Raw genomic sequence first — 14,458 nt, 5'->3', positions numbered from 1 at the left:
ACCGCGGCGGAGAATGAAAAATGCCCCGCCGGGCACAGGCAGGGGCTCCAAAACAACCGGAGCACCGCCGCGTGCGAACCGCGGGGCGCATATCGACGGCTTTCCATCGTCCGTACGGAACGATGGATACCGTCTGACCGGATGACCCGCCTCCCCGGAGGGTGGTCGGGTGGGAGATCGGAGCCTCCACTTGTGGGCCGGGCACGCACGTGTCCGGCCGGTCGAGCTCCATACTACCCCACGCATCGCAAGGCCGCCGCACGACCTATCGTGGAGCGCATGACTGACGCGACGCCCTCCGATTCCACCCCTCCCGACTACGACGAGATGACCCGCGACATCGCGGACGTCCCGGCCGTCGAGGTCATCACCACGGTGGCCGTCCACCTGCTGAGCGCCGCGGCGGTCAACCTGGGCCTGGACAAGCCGGACTCCGAGCACAAGGACCTCGACGAGGCCCGCAAGCTGATCACCGCCCTGGCCGGCCTGGTCACCGCCAGCGCCACCGAGATCAGCTCCTTCCACGCGGCCCCGCTGCGCGACGGCCTGAAGTCGCTCCAGCTGGCCTTCCGCGAGGCCTCGATCGTGCAGGACGAGCCGGGCCAGGGCCCGGGCGAGAAGTTCACGGGCCCGGTCTACGCCTGACCGCCCTCCCGCACCTTCCGCTTCCGTACGCCGAAGGGCCGCCGCGACGCGTCGCGGCGGCCCTTCGGCGTACCGGATCCGGGCGGGCGGATCTCAGCGCGCGAAGAGCGGCTCCCCCGGCGGGACCGGGCCGCCGGCCGGGAGCAGGGCCAGGTCCAGGCCGCGTACGAGCCGGCCGCGCAGGGTCTCGTCCGCCGCCAGCGCTTCCGCCACGCGGCGGGCCGCCGGGGCGGGCTCGGCGCCGGCCGAGAGCACGACGGCCAGGGTGCCGTCGGCGTCGGCGCCGCCCCGCCCCAGGTGGGCGCGGAGCACGGCGGGCTCGGCGGCCACGGCCGCGCGTACGGCCTCGCGCACGGCCGGGTCGGCCAGCGGGTCGGCGTCCGTGCGGCCCTCGGCGAGCGCGAGCAGGGCCGGGCCCGTCAGCTGGTACGGGACGGGGCCGGCCAGGTCGATGACGACCGTGTCGGCCTTCTCGTGCGCGGCGGCGGCGAGCGCCTGGTGCAGCGGGACCGCCACCGGGCGGGCCGCCGGGTCCCACAGGGCCAGCGAGGCGATCGAGGTGAAGGCGGGCAGCGCCCGGCGGTTCCCCGCCGTCAGGGTGGGCACGGCCATGTCGCTGGTCTTCTCGCGCTTGAGGCCGGTCTCCGGGTCGGTCTCGACCTCGCCGAGCATCGCCACGACGGGCACCAGCAGCCGGGCGTCCTTCAGCGCCGCCAGCAGCTGCGGTTCGGCCGCCCGGTCGGCCGCCCAGGCGGCCAGGGCGGCGCTGAGCCGGGGGTCGGCGGTGCCGTCGTCGTCGGAGAAACCGGGGTCTGGAATGTTCTTGGTCGCCACAGTTACGCGACTCTATCCCGCCGTGCGGCGCGCGGGCGCCGGGCCAGTACGGCGGCCAGCACCAGCAGGGCCGCTCCCCCGGCCGCCGCCGCCGGCACACCGGGCACCGTCCGGCGCCCGGACGGCCGGACCGGTTCGGGGCCCGGGCCGAAGTACCGCCGCCCGGCCGGGACGGCGGCGGGGACGGGCGCCTCGGGGCGCAGCGCGGCGCCGGCCTGGAGCGCGGCGACGGGGTCGACCGTGCCGTGGCCCCGGGCGTCGTCGCGGCCGCCGGCCGGGCGGTCGGCGGCGGTGTCCTCCAGCAGCTTCTTGACCTGCGCCGGGGACAGGCCCGGATGGGCGGCCCTGACGAGGGCCACGGCGCCGGAGACGAAGGCCGCGGCGGCGCTGGTGCCCCACCCCTCGTAGTAGGAGCGGTCCGGGTCGGCGATGACCACGTCGACGCCGGGGGCGCTGACGGTGGCGTACCAGTGGCGGGTGGAGAAGGGTGCCTTGCGGCCCTGGCGGTCCACGGCCGCGACGGCGATGACTCCGGGGTAGGCGGCGGGGTAGGAGGTGTGGTCGCCGCGTTCGCCGCCGTTGCCCGCGGAGGCGACGACGACCACGCCCTTGCCGAGGGCGTACCGCACGGCCTCGTCCTCGGCGGCCTCGTGGTGCGCGGAGTCGCTGTCGTCGCCCAGCGAGAGGTTGATCACGTCGGCGCCGTGGTCGGCGGCCCAGCGGATGCCTTCGGCGAGGGCGCCGGCCTTGCTGTCGCGGGCCTTGGCCCGGCCCGGGTCGCCCTCTTCGAGGATCACGCGGACGGGCAGGATCTTCGCGTGCGGCGCGATCCCGAGGACCCCTTGCGAGCGGTCGGGGCCGTGGCCCCGGCCCGCGATGATGCCGGCCATCGCGGTGCCGTGGCGGGCCCAGGCGCGGTCGCCGCGGCCGGCGCCCATGCCGACGAGGTCGGTGCCCTCGAGGACCTGGCCGGCGAGGTCGGGGTGGGTGGCGTCCACGCCGGTGTCGAGGACGGCGACGGTGACCCCGTCGCCCTGGGTGGTGCCCCAGGCCTCCTCGGCGCGCAGGGCGAGCAGGCCCCACTGCCGGTCGCGGATGGTGTCGGCGGCGGCGGGGTGGGCGGCGGACCCGGCGAGGAGGGCGGCGGCGAGGGCGGCGGCGGCCGCCGTGCGCAGGGGGGCCGGTTTCATCGGGCGGACCCCTTCGTCGGCGGGGGCGGGACGGGAGCCGTGGTCGAGGCGGGGGCCGGGGCGGGGCCGGAGAGGGGGCCGGAGGAGGGAGCGGCGAGGCCGGTGAGGGCCTGTGCGGCCCGGTCGGCGGCGGCCTTCGCCGTGTGGCCGAGCCCGGCCTCGGCGACGGTCCCGGTGGCGCCGGACCGGGCCGCCTCCTCGGCGGGGACCGGTGCGTCGACGGTGCGGCCGTCGGCGAAGGCGGAGACGGCGTAGACAACGGCCGGGGCCTCGGCGGAGACCGTCGCGGTCCAGGCGGCGCGGCGCGCGTCGGCGTACTCGTAGGCGGGCGGGACGGTCAGCCGGCCCCGGAGGCCGTCCATGGCGGTGGCGTCGGCGGGGGTGAAGACCAGGCCGACGGTGACGAGGGAACTGCGGGTGGCGTCGGTGTAGGTGGCGCGGAGCACGCGGGTGCAGCCGGTGGCGGCGAGAGCGGCCCGCCAGTCGGCGGGCAGGACGGCCGCGCAGTCGGCGTCCGGTGCGAGGGCGATCCGGGTCCAGCTGCGGTCGGCGCCGCCGGGGCCGGATCCGGGGGCGTCCAGCACGGGCGGCAGGAGGCCGTCCACGGGGGCCGACCGCCACAGCGAGGCGGCCTGGCGGTAGGCGGCGTCGGGGGGCAGGGGGCGGTGCGAGGCGCGGTGGTCGCGCCAGGCGGTGGTGGCGGCGCCGGCGAGGAGGGCGGTGCCGAGGAGGGCGCAGAGGATGGCGCTGACGACCCGGGCGGGGTGGCGGCGGGGCGGCGGTGGCGGTGCCGGCGGCTGCTCGGGATCGCCCAGGACCTCGGTCCGTGGTGTCGTCGTGGTCATCCGGCGGCTCCGCCCCCCGTTCCGTACGGCTGCCTGCCCGTACTCTACGGGGCGCTCGCCGCTGCCCCGGCCGGGCCCTTGCCCTGGCCGGGCGGTTCGGGGTGGGGTGGCTGCCCTGCCGGAGGGCTCGGGGGTGGAGGGTGGTGCCCTGCCGGGCGGTTGCCCCGTGGGGCGGTGCCGGGGTGGGTGGTTGCCCTGTCGGGCGGGGTGCGGTGGGATGGGGTGGTTCCGGGTGGGTCGGGGGCAACTTCAGCCTCGCCGGCGTTTGAGGCGCGGGGGTCCGGGGGCTGGCCCCCGGGAAACGGTCCGCAGACGGACGGGATGCGCAGCCACCTTCAGCCCCGCCGGCGTTTGAGGCGCGGGGGGGCTGGGGGCGGAGGCCCCCAGGGGACGGGGCGCGCAGCGGGGGCGCACGGACGGCCCGGCCAGGGCAAGGGCCTACCCACCGGTAGAGCCGTCTGGCAAGCTGCCGCCCATGACTTCGGACCGGGCCCGGTACGACCGGGCGACCGCGCATCTCGACGCGCCCCTGGCCATCGTGGACCTGGACGCCTTCGACGCCAACGCCGACGATCTCGTGCGGCGGGCCGGCGGGAAGCCGGTCCGGGTCGCGAGCAAGTCCGTGCGGTGCCGGGCGCTGCTCGAACGGGTGCTGGCCCGGCCGGGGTTCGCCGGGGTGATGTCGTACACCCTCGCCGAGTCGCTGTGGCTCGCCCGGTCCGGGTTCGAGGACGTGCTGCTCGCCTACCCGTCCGCCGACCGGGGCGGGTTCGCGGAGCTGGCCGGTGACGCGAAGTTGGCTTCGGCGGTGACTGTGATGGTGGACGACCCCGCGCAGTTGGACCTCATCGACCGGGCGCGGGGCGGCGGGGCCGAGGTGGTGCGGGTGTGCCTGGAGCTGGACACGGCCCTGCGGTTGCTCGGCGGGCGGGTGCGGGTCGGGGCGCGGCGGTCGCCCCTGCGGGAGCCGGGGCAGCTGGCGGAGCTGGCGGCGGCGGTGGCGGCGCGGCCGGGGTTCCGGGTGGTGGGGCTGATGGGCTACGAGGGGCACGTGGCCGGCGTCGGGGACGCGCTGGCCGGGCGGCCGGTGCGTTCGCGGGTGATCCGGCTGATGCAGGGCGCGGCGCGCAAGGAGCTGGCGGTGCGGCGCGCCGAGGCGGTGCGGGCCGTGCGGGCGGTGGTGGGGGAGCTGGAGTTCGTCAACGGCGGCGGGACGGGCAGCGTCGCGGAGACGGCGGCGGAGGAGGCGGTGACGGAGGTCGCCGCCGGGTCGGGGCTGTACGTACCGCGGCTGTTCGACAACTACACGACGTTCCGGGGGCGTCCGGCGGCGCTGTTCGCGCAGCCGGTGGTCCGGCGGCCCGGGGTGGGGGTGGTGACGGTGCTGGGCGGTGGCTATCCGGCTTCGGGGGCGGCGGGGGCCGACCGGCTGCCGGTGCCGTACCTGCCGGCCGGGCTGCGCTACGACCCGCAGGAGGGTGCGGGCGAGGTGCAGACCCCGCTGCTGGGGAGCCCGGCCGACGACCTGCTGATCGGCGACCGGGTCTGGTTCCGGCACGCGAAGGCCGGTGAGCTGTGCGAGCGGTTCGACACCCTGCACCTGGTGGAGGGGGACCGGGTGACCGGTTCCGTTCCGACGTATCGGGGTGAGGGGCGGACGTTCCTCTAGAAGACCGTGTCCGTCTGGTCGGGGACGATGCTCGCGTCGGGGCGGCGGACGGGGGCCGGTGTGCCGTCGTGGTCGGTGTAGCCGGTGGTGGAGCAGGGGTAGGGGCCGGGCTTCTGCTTCTTGGGTTCGATGAACATCGGGTTCACGATCCACTTGCCGTCGCTGTTGTCGTAGGCGCGGCACATGAGTTCGGTCTTGTTGCGGTTGATGACCAGGCGCAGGGCGGTGGCGTCGCGCAGGAAGGAGATGTCGGTGTCGGAGTCGCCCGCGGCGAAGACCTGGCGGCGGGCGGGCGGCTGGACCTTCTCGGCGGCGCGGCCGCGGACGCCGAGGACCTCCTGGTTGATCCAGCAGCGCTTGCCGTCGATGTAGGTGGTCATCGTGTCTGCGCCGTCGGGGACGGATCCGCAGCCCTGGAGGTGGCTGGTCAGCCTGCCGTCGCGGGTGGTGTTGCGGATGCCGATGACGTGGTCCGCCGCGATGCCTGCGTCCTGGGCCCAGACCTCGACGACGGGCTGCGGGGAGGCGGAGCTGATCCAGACGTCGAAGCCGGTGCGCCGGAGCGTCTCGATCAGGTCGCGCTGCTGGTCGTAGTAGCGGACCCAGGCGGTGGCGGTGCCGGTGCCGACCCGCTGCACGGCGCCGATGGGCGCGGCGAGGTTCTCGGTACGGGCGGCGGCCGCGAAGCCGCGTACCTCGTCGGCGGTCCAGCCCTGCATCAGCTGCGGCAGCCAGGCGTAGGCGGGGTCGGTCGTACGGCGGTCCCAGCCGGCGAAGGCGGCGTCGCCGGTGCGGGTGGCGGAGGTGCCGTAGACGGTGTGGAGTTCGTCGGCGCAGGCGGCGCCCTCGGGGGTGCCGGTGGGCAGGGGGGCGCCGGGGCGGGCGAGGGGGCCGCAGGCGGCGGCGAGGGCCTGGGCGGCGGCCGGAGTGAGGTGGCGGCTGGTGGTGCGCCAGTCGCCGCCGTCGGGCTGGCGGACCTTTCCGTTGCGCAGGAGCCAGAACATGGTGGCGTCGCCGACGTCGTTCTTGACGACGGTGTTGTCCCAGTCGAAGACAGCGACGGGTCTGGCGCGGTGCGGGCGGTGCGGGGCGCAGTCGCCGTACCGGTCGATGAGCTGCTGGAGGCGGGCCTGGTTGTCCCCGTACCAGCCCGCGCCGGGTTCCGGGGTGGTGCAGGCGGTGGGTGCGGCCTGGGCGGGGGCGGCGGTGGTGAGGGTCGCGGCGGCCGTCGCGACGGCGGCGGCGAGGGTCTGGAGCCGTCGGGCGGGGGAGGGTCGGGTCACGTGGGCTGGTGCTCCTGTTCTCGTACGGGATCGCCGGGGACGGTGGAGCACGGCGGCCGGGCGTCGTGGACGCCCGGCCGCCGTCGAGGGGGTGAGCCGGCCTACAGGGGGGTGACGTACGCGCCGGAGATGCCTCCGTCGACCAGGAAGTCGGTGGCGTTGATGAAGGAGGAGTCGTCGCTGGCGAGGAAGGCGACGGCGGCGGCGATCTCGGTGGGTTCGGCGAACCGGCCGAGCGGGATGTGCACGAGGCGGCGGGCGGCGCGCTCGGGGTCCTTGGCGAACAGCTCCTGGAGCAGGGGGGTGTTGACGGGGCCCGGGCAGAGGGCGTTGACGCGGATGCCCTCCCGGGCGAACTGGACGCCGAGTTCGCGGGACATGGCGAGGACGCCGCCCTTGGAGGCGGTGTAGGAGATCTGGGAGGTGGCGGCGCCCATGATGGCCACGAAGGAGGCGGTGTTGATGATGGAGCCGCGTCCCTGGCGCTGCATGTAGGGGAGGGCGGCCTTGCAGCAGAGGTAGACGGAGGTGAGGTTGACGTCCTGGACGCGGCGCCAGGCGTCGAGTTCGGTGGTGAGGATGGAGTCGTCGTCCGGGGGCGAGATGCCGGCGTTGTTGAAGGCGATGTCGACGGAGCCGTAGGTGTCGAAGGCCGTCTTGAAGAGGGCCTCCACCTGGTCCTTGTCGGTGACGTCGACCTGGACGAAGGTGCCGCCGACCTCTTCGGCGGCGGCCTTGCCGGCGGCCGGGTCGATGTCGGCGCAGACGACGTCGGCGCCTTCGGAGGCGAGGCGGCGGGCGGTGGCGAGACCGATGCCGCTGCCGGCTCCGGTGATGACGGCGGTGCGGCCGACCAGGCGGCGGCAGACGATCTCTTCGGTGCGGTCGGTCATGGGGTTCAGGCCTCCGTGCTGATGAAGACGTTCTTGGTCTCGGTGAAAGCGGTGAGGGCGTCGGGTCCGAGCTCGCGGCCGAGGCCGGACTGCTTGTATCCGCCGAAGGGGGTCCAGTAGCGGACGCTGCTGTGGGAGTTGACGGAGAGGTTGCCGGCCCGGACGGCGCGGGACACGCGCAGGGCGCGGCCGACGTCGCGGGTCCAGAGGGAGCCGGAGAGTCCGTACTCGGTCGCGTTGGCCAGGCGTACGGCGTCCTCCTCGTCCTCGAAGGGGAGGATGACGGCGACCGGGCCGAAGACCTCTTCGGCGGCGACGGGCGCGGTGGGGTCCACGTCCGTGACGAGGGTCGGCGGGTACCAGAAGCCGGGGCCCTCGGGGGCCTTGCCGCGGATGGTGGTGAGGTCGTCGGTGACGTACGAGCGGACGCGCTCCAGCTGGCCGCGGGAGATGAGCGGGCCCATCTGCGTCCTCTCGTCCAGCGGGTCGCCGACGACGACGGACTCGATGCCGGGGGCGACGAGCTCCAGGAAGCGGTCGTGGACGGAGCGCTGTACGAGGATCCGGGTGCGGGCGCAGCAGTCCTGGCCGGTGTTGTCCAGGTAGGCCATGGGCGCGGCCGCGGCGGCGGCCTCGATGTCGGCGTCGGCGAAGACGATGTTGGGGCTCTTGCCGCCGAGTTCGAGGGTGAGGCGCTTCACGCGGTCGGCGCACTTGGCCATGATCTGCTTGCCGACGCGGGTGGAGCCGGTGAAGACGATCTTCGCGACGCCGGGGTGTTCGACCAGCGCGTCGCCGGTGACCGCTCCGTGGCCGGGGAGCACCTGGAAGAGGTGTTCGGGGATCCCGGCTTCGAGGGCGAGTTCGGCGAGGCGCAGGGCGGTGAGGGGGGTGGTCTCGGCGGGCTTGAGGATGACGGCGTTGCCCGCGGCGAGGGCGGGTGCCAGGCCCCAGGCGGCGATCGGCATGGGGAAGTTCCACGGCGCGATCACGCCGATGACGCCGAGGGGTTCGAGGAAGGTGACGTCGATGCCCCCGGCGACGGGGATCTGGCGGCCGGAGAGGCGTTCCACTCCCCCGGCGGCGAAGTCGAGGAGGTCGCGTACGTTGCCGGCCTCCCAGCGGGCGTTGCCGATGGTGTGGCCGGCCTCGGCGACCTCCAGGCGGGCCAGTTCCTCGATGCGTCCGTCCACCACCGCCGCGAAGCGGCGCAGGAGCCGGGCCCGGTCCGCGGGGGGTGCCGCCGCCCAGGCGCGCTGGGCTCTGGCGGCCCGGGCGACGGCGGCGTCGACATCGTCCCGTGTGGCGGCCGGGACGGTGGCGACGGTTTCCTCGGTGGCCGGATTCAGTACTTCCAGCACATCGGACACGTGGGTGCCTTCCTGGTGTTCGGTTCGGGGTGGCTTCTACAGGCGTTCGAAGGAGCGGCGCAGCTCCCAGTCGGTGACCGCGGAGTCGTAGGCGTCGAGTTCGACGCGGGCCATGTTGCGGTAGTGGGCGACGACCTCGGGGCCGAAGGCCGCCTTGGCGATCTCGCTGTTCTCCCACAGTTCCGCGGCCTCGCGCAGGGTGGTGGGGACGTGGGCGAAGTCGGCGGTGTAGGCGTTGCCGGTGCAGGGGTCCGGCAGTTCGAGGCGGTTCTCGACGCCGTAGAGTCCGGCCGCGACCAGGCCGGCGACGGCGAGGTACGGGTTGACGTCCCCGCCGGGGAGGCGGTTCTCGAAGCGGGTGGAGCGGCCGTGGCCGACCACGCGCAGGGCGCAGGTGCGGTTGTCGACGCCCCAGGCGACGGCGGTCGGGGCGAAGGATCCGGGGCGGAAACGCTTGTACGAGTTGATGTTCGGGGCGTAGAGAAGGGAGAAGTCGCGCAGTGCGGCCAGCTGGCCGGCCAGGAAGTGCCGCATCAGCGGTGACATCCCGTCCGGGCCGTCCCCGGCCATGGCGTTGTGTCCTTCGGTGTCGGCGAGCGAGAGGTGGATGTGGCAGGAGTTGCCCTCGCGCTCGTCGTACTTGGCCATGAAGGTGAGCGAGACGCCCTCCTGGGCGGCGATCTCCTTGGCACCGGTCTTGTAGACGGCGTGCTGGTCGCAGGTGGTGAGCGCCTCGTCGTAGCGGAAGGCGATCTCGTGCTGGCCGAGGTTGCACTCGCCCTTGGCGGACTCGACGACCAGGCCGGCGGCCTGCATCTCGTTGCGGATGCGGCGCAGGAGGGGTTCGACGCGGCCGGTGCCGAGGACGGAGTAGTCGATGTTGTACTGGTTGGCGGGGGTCAGGCCGCGGTAGTTGGCGTTCCAGGCCTGTTCGTAGGTGTCCTGGAAGACCATGAACTCCAGCTCGGTGCCGACCATGGCGGTGTAGCCGAGTTCGGCGAGGCGCTCCAGCTGGCGGCGCAGGATCTGGCGGGGTGCGGCGACGACGGGCGTGCCGTCGCTCCAGGCCAGGTCGGCCATGATGAAGGCGCTGCCGGGGTTCCACGGGACGCGGCGCAGGGTGACGGGGTCGGGGTGCATGGCGAAGTCGCCGTAGCCGCGGTCCCAGGAGGACATCTCGTAGCCGTCGACGGTGTTCATGTCGGTGTCGACGGCGAGGAGGTAGTTGCAGCCCTCGGTGCCGTGGGCGAGGACCTCGTCGAGGAAGAACTGTGCGGCGAACCGCTTGCCCTGGAGACGTCCCTGCATGTCGGGGAAGGCCAGGACGACTGTGTCGATCTCACCGCTCGCGACGAGGGCACGGAGCTCCCCGGGCGCGAGCGGCGGCATGCGGTCTACCACTGGAATCTCTCCTTCGGTGAGCCGAGGAGGCCTAAGGTATTGAATAGAACCATTGCTTGGGAAGGGGAGGAGCCGAGATGACCGACACGGCGGATGGCGGTGGCGCGATCGCGCGGCTGAATCCCGTACTGCGGCAGGTGCGGGCGGGCAACGGTTTCGAGGAGGCGCTGGAGCAGATCCTCCAGGTGGTCCGGCTGGGCCTGGTGCCGGGCGGGGAACGGCTGCCGCCCGAGCGGGAGCTGGCGGAGCGGATGGGGATCAGCCGGGTCACCCTGCGCGAGGTGCTCAAGGTGCTGCAGGACCAGGGGCTGGTGGAGGCCCGGCGCGGACGGTACGGCGGAACGTTCGTGCTGGCCCGTCCCGACACGCCGGCCGGCGGCGCCGAGGAGGAGCTGCGGCGGCGCGTGGCGGGGGTGGACATCGAGGACGCGCTGCGCTTCCGCGAGGTGCTGGAGGTGGGCGCGGCCGGGCTGTGCGCCTCGCAGGGGCTCTCCGAGGAGCAGGCGGAACGGCTGCTGACCGCGCTCGCCGCCACCCACGACGCCCCGCTCGCCGAGTACCGCCGCCAGGACACCCTCTTCCACCTCACCCTGTGCGAGCTGGCCGGCTCCGCCACCCTGACGGCCCAGTACGCCGCCGTCCGGGCGACGGTGAACGAGCTGCTGGACTGCATCCCGCTGCTGGTGCGCAACCTGGAGCACTCGCAGCAGCAGCACACGGCCCTGGTGGAGGCGGTGCTCGAACGCGACGCCGACGGGGCCCGCGCGGTGATGCGCGAGCACTGCTGCGGGACGGCGGCCCTGCTGCGCGGGTTCCTGGCCTGAGACGGCGTGCGGGCGGGGGCGGCGGCTCCGGCGGCTCCGGCGGGGCGGTGGCTCCGGCGGGGCCGGAGAGGTTTTCGTAACCCCTGTTTAACGCGGGGGTCTTGCGCGTTCCCCGCCCATGACGCAAAGGTACGCCTCACAACCATTGCATTGCCCTAGGCAGGAGCGCACATGGCCGACGACACCGCACCCGTGCCCGCATCCGCACCACCGGCCCTCGCGAAGGACGCCGCCGCGAAGAACGCCGACGCGGAGTACCTGGAGCGCCGCACCCTGCGCCGCGGCAGCGCCGGCTGGCTGCTGCTGACCGGCCTCGGCGTCGCGTACGTCGTCTCCGGCGACTTCTCCGGCTGGAACGTGGGCCTGGACAAGGGCGGTTTCGGCGGGCTGGCCATCGCCACGGTCCTCATGGGCGCGATGTACGCCTGCCTGGTGTTCTCCCTCGCCGAGCTGTCCACCATCCTGCCGACGGCGGGCGGCGGCTACGGCTTCGCCCGCCGCGCGCTCGGCCCGTGGGGCGGCTTCCTCACCGGCACCGCCATCCTCATCGAGTACGTCCTGGCCCCGGCGGCGATCGTCATCTTCATCGGCGACTACGTCGAATCGCTCGGCCTGTTCGGACTGACCTCCAGCTGGCCGGTCTACCTCGGCTGCTTCGTCGTCTTCATCGGCGTGCACCTGTGGGGCGTGGGCGAGGCGCTGCGCTTCAGCCTCGTCGTCACCGCCGTGGCCGTGGCCGCGCTGCTGATCTTCGCGCTCGGGGCGCTCACCGAGTTCGACGCGGGCTCGCTGGACGACATCGCCGTGGACACGAGCGCGTTCGGCTCCAGTTCCTGGCTGCCCTTCGGGGTCCTCGGCATCTGGGCGGCCTTCCCCTTCGGCATGTGGTTCTTCCTGGGCGTCGAGGGCGTGCCGCTGGCCGCCGAGGAGGCCAAGGACCCGGTCCGCGCCATGCCGAAGGCCCTCGCCATCTCCATGGGCGTCCTCGCCCTCCTCGCCCTGATCACCTTCTTCGCCGCCACCGGCGCCCAGGGCGCCGACGCCGTCAGGACCGCCGGAAACCCCTTGGTCGTGGCCCTGGAGGGGGACGGCGGACCGACCGCGCTCAGCCGCTTCGTCAACTACGCCGGACTCGCCGGCCTGGTCGCCTCCTTCTTCTCCCTCATCTACGCGGGCTCGCGCCAGCTCTTCGCCCTCTCCCGGGCCGGGTACCTGCCGCGCTTCCTCTCGCTCACCTCGAAGCGCAAGGCCCCGTACCTCGGACTGGTGATCCCCGGCGCCATCGGATTCGCCCTGGCGGCGGCCACCGGCGACGGTGCGCGGATGCTGAACATCGCGGTGTTCGGGGCGACCATCTCGTACGCCCTGATGGCCCTCTCGCACATCGTGCTGCGCCGCCGGGAGCCCGGCCTGGAACGGCCGTACCGCACCCCCGGAGGTGTCCTGACCTCGTCCGTCGCCTTCGCACTGGCCCTGTCGGCGCTGGTCGCCACCTTCCTGGTGGACCAGGACGCGGCGCTCATCGCCCTCGCCGTGTACGCCGTCGCCCTGGCCTACTTCGCCTTCTACAGCCGTCACCGCCTCGTGGCCTCGGCACCTGAGGAAGAAGCCGCCGCGCTGGCGGAAGCCGAGGCGGAGTTGACCCGCGACTGAAATCCTTAGCCCCGCACGCTGTCCGGCACCACCCTGGAGGTAATCCGTGCCCAGGCCGCTCATCGGCATCACCACCTACGTTGAGGAATCCACCCGCTACAACGTGTGGGACCTGCCCACGTCGCTCGTGCCCTCCGGGTACTACGAGCTCGTCCAGGCGGCGGGCGGGGCGGCCGTGCTGCTGCCGCCGGACGAACCGGAGCGGGCTGCGGAGGTGCTGGGCCGGCTGGACGGACTGATCGTCTCGGGCGGCCCGGACGTGGACCCGCGCCTCTACGGTGCCGCGCGCGACCCCCGTACGGGTCCCCCCGCGCGCGTCCGAGACGAATGGGAACTCGCCCTGATCGGGGCGGCCCTGGAGGCGGACCTGCCCGTGCTCGGGATCTGCCGGGGCATGCAGGCCCTGAACGTGGCCCTGGGCGGAACGCTGATCCAGCACATCGACGGGCACGTCCACACTCCGGGCGTCACCTCCTGGCACCCCGTCACCCCCGTTGCGGGCACCCGTTACGCGGAGCTGGTCCCCGAGAAGGCGGACGTCCCGACCTACCACCACCAGGCCGTGGACCTCCTGGGCCGGGGCCTGGTCGTCTCGGCGTACGCGGACGACGGCACGGTGGAGGCCATCGAGGACCCCGACCGCTCCCGCTACGTCCTGGGCGTCCAGTGGCACCCGGAGCGGGACAAGGACACCCGGGTGATGGACTCCCTGATCGAGGCCGCCGCCGACCGTCGCGCGGCACCGGTGCCGGTGCCGGTGTCCTGACCCCGGATCCGCCCACGGGCCCCGGCGCCTCCTCCCGGGCGCCGGGGCCCTCGCGCGTGCCGCCCGCGCGAACAGGACCGTCCCCCGGCCCCCGGACGGCCTACGCCCGGCGGCGGGTCAGCGACAGCAGGTCGCGCGCCGGGCCCGCCGGGCGGGCGCCGGTGGGCCAGACGGCGCGCAGGGCGCGGGCCAGGGCGGCGCCCGGCACCGGGACCTCCACCAGCCGGCGGGCCGCCAGCTCGTCGCGCAGTGCCAGCTCCGACAGGACGCACGGCCCGGCCCCGCTGAGCGCCGCGGCCTTGACGGCGGTGGTCGAGGCCAGCTCCAGCAGCGGCTGGGCCAGCCCGCCGGACGCGGCCAGGGCGGCGTCCAGGACCTGGCGGGTGCCCGAGCCCCGTTCGCGCAGGATCAGCGGACTGCGGGCCAGCTCCGCCGGGTCCACCCCGCGCGAGCGCCGCGCCCACGGGTGCCCCGGCGCCACCGCCACCAGCAGGCGGTCCTGGGCGATGACCACCGAGTCCAGGCCGTCCGGGACCGACAGCCCCTCCACGAAGCCGAGGTCGGCCTCGTGCGCGAGGACCCGCTGGGCGACGTCGGCCGAGTTCCCGGCGTGCAGGGACACCGCCGTGTCGGGCCGTTCCCCGCGCAGGGCGATCAGCCAGCCCGGGAGCAGGTACTCCGCGATGGTCATGCTGGCCGCGACCCGCAGCCGCGAATCCCGCCGGCCCCGTAGCGCCTGCGCCCCGGCGTCGAAGGCCTCGGCGGCCTCCACGACCCGCCGGGCCCAGTCCGTGACGAGCGCGCCCTCCGCCGTCAGCGTCGAGCCGCGCGGGGAGCGGTCCACCAGGGCGACGCCGAGCCGTGTCTCCATCGCCCGGATGCGGCTGCTCGCGGCCGGCTGCGTGATGCCCAGGTGCCGGGCGGCGGCGCTCAGGCTGCCGACCCGGGCCACCGTGAGCAGCAGTTCCAGCGCGCCCAGGTCCGGCACGCGGTGCGCCAGCGGAACCGTCTCCCCATTACCCATAACATCAGTTTATGGCCTCATAGGGTGATGACCCCTGCCACCGGCTCCCACCTGGGGCGAC

The 14,458-nt window shown here is 74.4% G+C and carries 13 protein-coding genes; 5 read left to right on the top strand and 8 right to left on the bottom strand.

The window, feature by feature from the left end; all coding sequences use genetic code 11:
• Positions 1-279: 279 nt before the first annotated feature.
• Positions 280-645 (top strand): DUF1844 domain-containing protein, encoded by a 366-nt coding sequence (locus ACZ51S_RS23815; RefSeq protein WP_361609715.1) that lies wholly within the window; start codon positions 280-282, stop codon positions 643-645.
• Positions 646-738: 93 nt separating this feature from the next.
• Here ACZ51S_RS23815 and ACZ51S_RS23810 read toward each other — a convergent pair whose 3' ends face one another.
• Genes ACZ51S_RS23810 through ACZ51S_RS23800 form a run of 3 tightly spaced genes read right to left on the bottom strand, consistent with a single transcriptional unit; the run spans position 739 to position 3,514 of the window.
• The gene (locus ACZ51S_RS23810) at positions 739-1,479 is read right to left on the bottom strand and encodes an SseB family protein (RefSeq protein WP_468803337.1); all 741 of its coding nucleotides are present in this window, start codon (positions 1,477-1,479) and stop codon (positions 739-741) included.
• A gap of 2 nt (positions 1,480-1,481) precedes the next feature.
• The gene (gene mycP, locus ACZ51S_RS23805; RefSeq protein WP_468476395.1) at positions 1,482-2,669 is read right to left on the bottom strand and encodes a type VII secretion-associated serine protease mycosin; all 1,188 of its coding nucleotides are present in this window, start codon (positions 2,667-2,669) and stop codon (positions 1,482-1,484) included.
• The gene (locus tag ACZ51S_RS23800; RefSeq protein WP_468886667.1) at positions 2,666-3,514 is read right to left on the bottom strand and encodes a hypothetical protein; all 849 of its coding nucleotides are present in this window, start codon (positions 3,512-3,514) and stop codon (positions 2,666-2,668) included. The genes mycP and ACZ51S_RS23800 overlap by 4 nt, the downstream gene beginning before the upstream one ends.
• 475 nt (positions 3,515-3,989) lie before the next feature.
• Here ACZ51S_RS23800 and ACZ51S_RS23795 point away from each other — a divergent pair, with 475 nt between their 5' ends.
• Positions 3,990-5,183: an amino acid deaminase/aldolase gene (locus ACZ51S_RS23795; protein WP_468803336.1), complete on the top strand. Its 1,194-nt coding sequence runs from the start codon at positions 3,990-3,992 to the stop codon at positions 5,181-5,183.
• On the opposite strand, the gene ACZ51S_RS23790 is transcribed toward ACZ51S_RS23795, so the two are convergent.
• The 4 genes from ACZ51S_RS23790 to ACZ51S_RS23775 form a co-directional block, all read right to left on the bottom strand.
• Positions 5,180-6,466 carry a haloacid dehalogenase-like hydrolase gene (locus ACZ51S_RS23790; protein ID WP_468961926.1) on the bottom strand — a complete coding sequence of 429 codons (1,287 nt, stop codon included), beginning with the start codon at positions 6,464-6,466 and terminating at the stop codon, positions 5,180-5,182. The genes ACZ51S_RS23795 and ACZ51S_RS23790 overlap by 4 nt on opposite strands.
• A gap of 101 nt (positions 6,467-6,567) precedes the next feature.
• On the bottom strand, positions 6,568-7,359 hold the full coding sequence (locus tag ACZ51S_RS23785; protein WP_468476400.1) for a 3-oxoacyl-ACP reductase: 792 nt from the start codon (positions 7,357-7,359) through the stop codon (positions 6,568-6,570).
• A gap of 5 nt (positions 7,360-7,364) precedes the next feature.
• Positions 7,365-8,729: an aldehyde dehydrogenase family protein gene (locus tag ACZ51S_RS23780; RefSeq protein WP_468961924.1), complete on the bottom strand. Its 1,365-nt coding sequence runs from the start codon at positions 8,727-8,729 to the stop codon at positions 7,365-7,367.
• A 36-nt stretch (positions 8,730-8,765) separates the two neighbouring features.
• Positions 8,766-10,130 (bottom strand): glutamine synthetase family protein, encoded by a 1,365-nt coding sequence (locus ACZ51S_RS23775; protein WP_468961922.1) that lies wholly within the window; start codon positions 10,128-10,130, stop codon positions 8,766-8,768.
• 77 nt (positions 10,131-10,207) lie between these two features.
• Between ACZ51S_RS23775 and ACZ51S_RS23770 the strand changes: the two genes are divergently transcribed.
• From ACZ51S_RS23770 to ACZ51S_RS23760, 3 genes are all read left to right on the top strand, one after another.
• On the top strand, positions 10,208-10,954 hold the full coding sequence (locus ACZ51S_RS23770) for a FadR/GntR family transcriptional regulator (protein ID WP_468476403.1): 747 nt from the start codon (positions 10,208-10,210) through the stop codon (positions 10,952-10,954).
• A 171-nt stretch (positions 10,955-11,125) separates the two neighbouring features.
• Positions 11,126-12,607, top strand: a complete 1,482-nt coding sequence (eat, locus tag ACZ51S_RS23765) for an ethanolamine permease (RefSeq protein ID WP_388945324.1) — start codon at positions 11,126-11,128, stop codon at positions 12,605-12,607.
• A 46-nt stretch (positions 12,608-12,653) separates the two neighbouring features.
• The gene (locus tag ACZ51S_RS23760) at positions 12,654-13,373 is read left to right on the top strand and encodes a gamma-glutamyl-gamma-aminobutyrate hydrolase family protein (protein ID WP_388945321.1); all 720 of its coding nucleotides are present in this window, start codon (positions 12,654-12,656) and stop codon (positions 13,371-13,373) included.
• Positions 13,374-13,473: 100 nt separating this feature from the next.
• Here the strand turns inward: ACZ51S_RS23760 and ACZ51S_RS23755 are convergent, their stop codons facing one another.
• Complete coding sequence (locus ACZ51S_RS23755; protein ID WP_388945318.1) at positions 13,474-14,397, bottom strand: LysR family transcriptional regulator; 924 nt, start codon at positions 14,395-14,397, stop codon at positions 13,474-13,476.
• Between the last annotated feature and the right edge of the window lie 61 nt (positions 14,398-14,458).

Source organism: Streptomyces sp. NPDC034043 (genome assembly GCF_055575675.1).
This window is presented reverse-complemented; position numbering and strand designations above follow the sequence as displayed.

Coding starts and splice junctions, on each gene's coding strand:
- ACZ51S_RS23815 (WP_361609715.1), top strand. CDS start 280: ATGACTGACGCGACGCCCTCCGATTCCACCCCTCCCGACTACGACGAG.
- mycP (WP_468476395.1), bottom strand. CDS start 2,669: ATGAAACCGGCCCCCCTGCGCACGGCGGCCGCCGCCGCCCTCGCCGCC.
- ACZ51S_RS23800 (WP_468886667.1), bottom strand. CDS start 3,514: ATGACCACGACGACACCACGGACCGAGGTCCTGGGCGATCCCGAGCAG.
- ACZ51S_RS23795 (WP_468803336.1), top strand. CDS start 3,990: ATGACTTCGGACCGGGCCCGGTACGACCGGGCGACCGCGCATCTCGAC.
- ACZ51S_RS23785 (WP_468476400.1), bottom strand. CDS start 7,359: ATGACCGACCGCACCGAAGAGATCGTCTGCCGCCGCCTGGTCGGCCGC.
- ACZ51S_RS23770 (WP_468476403.1), top strand. CDS start 10,208: ATGACCGACACGGCGGATGGCGGTGGCGCGATCGCGCGGCTGAATCCC.
- eat (WP_388945324.1), top strand. CDS start 11,126: ATGGCCGACGACACCGCACCCGTGCCCGCATCCGCACCACCGGCCCTC.
- ACZ51S_RS23755 (WP_388945318.1), bottom strand. CDS start 14,397: ATGGGTAATGGGGAGACGGTTCCGCTGGCGCACCGCGTGCCGGACCTG.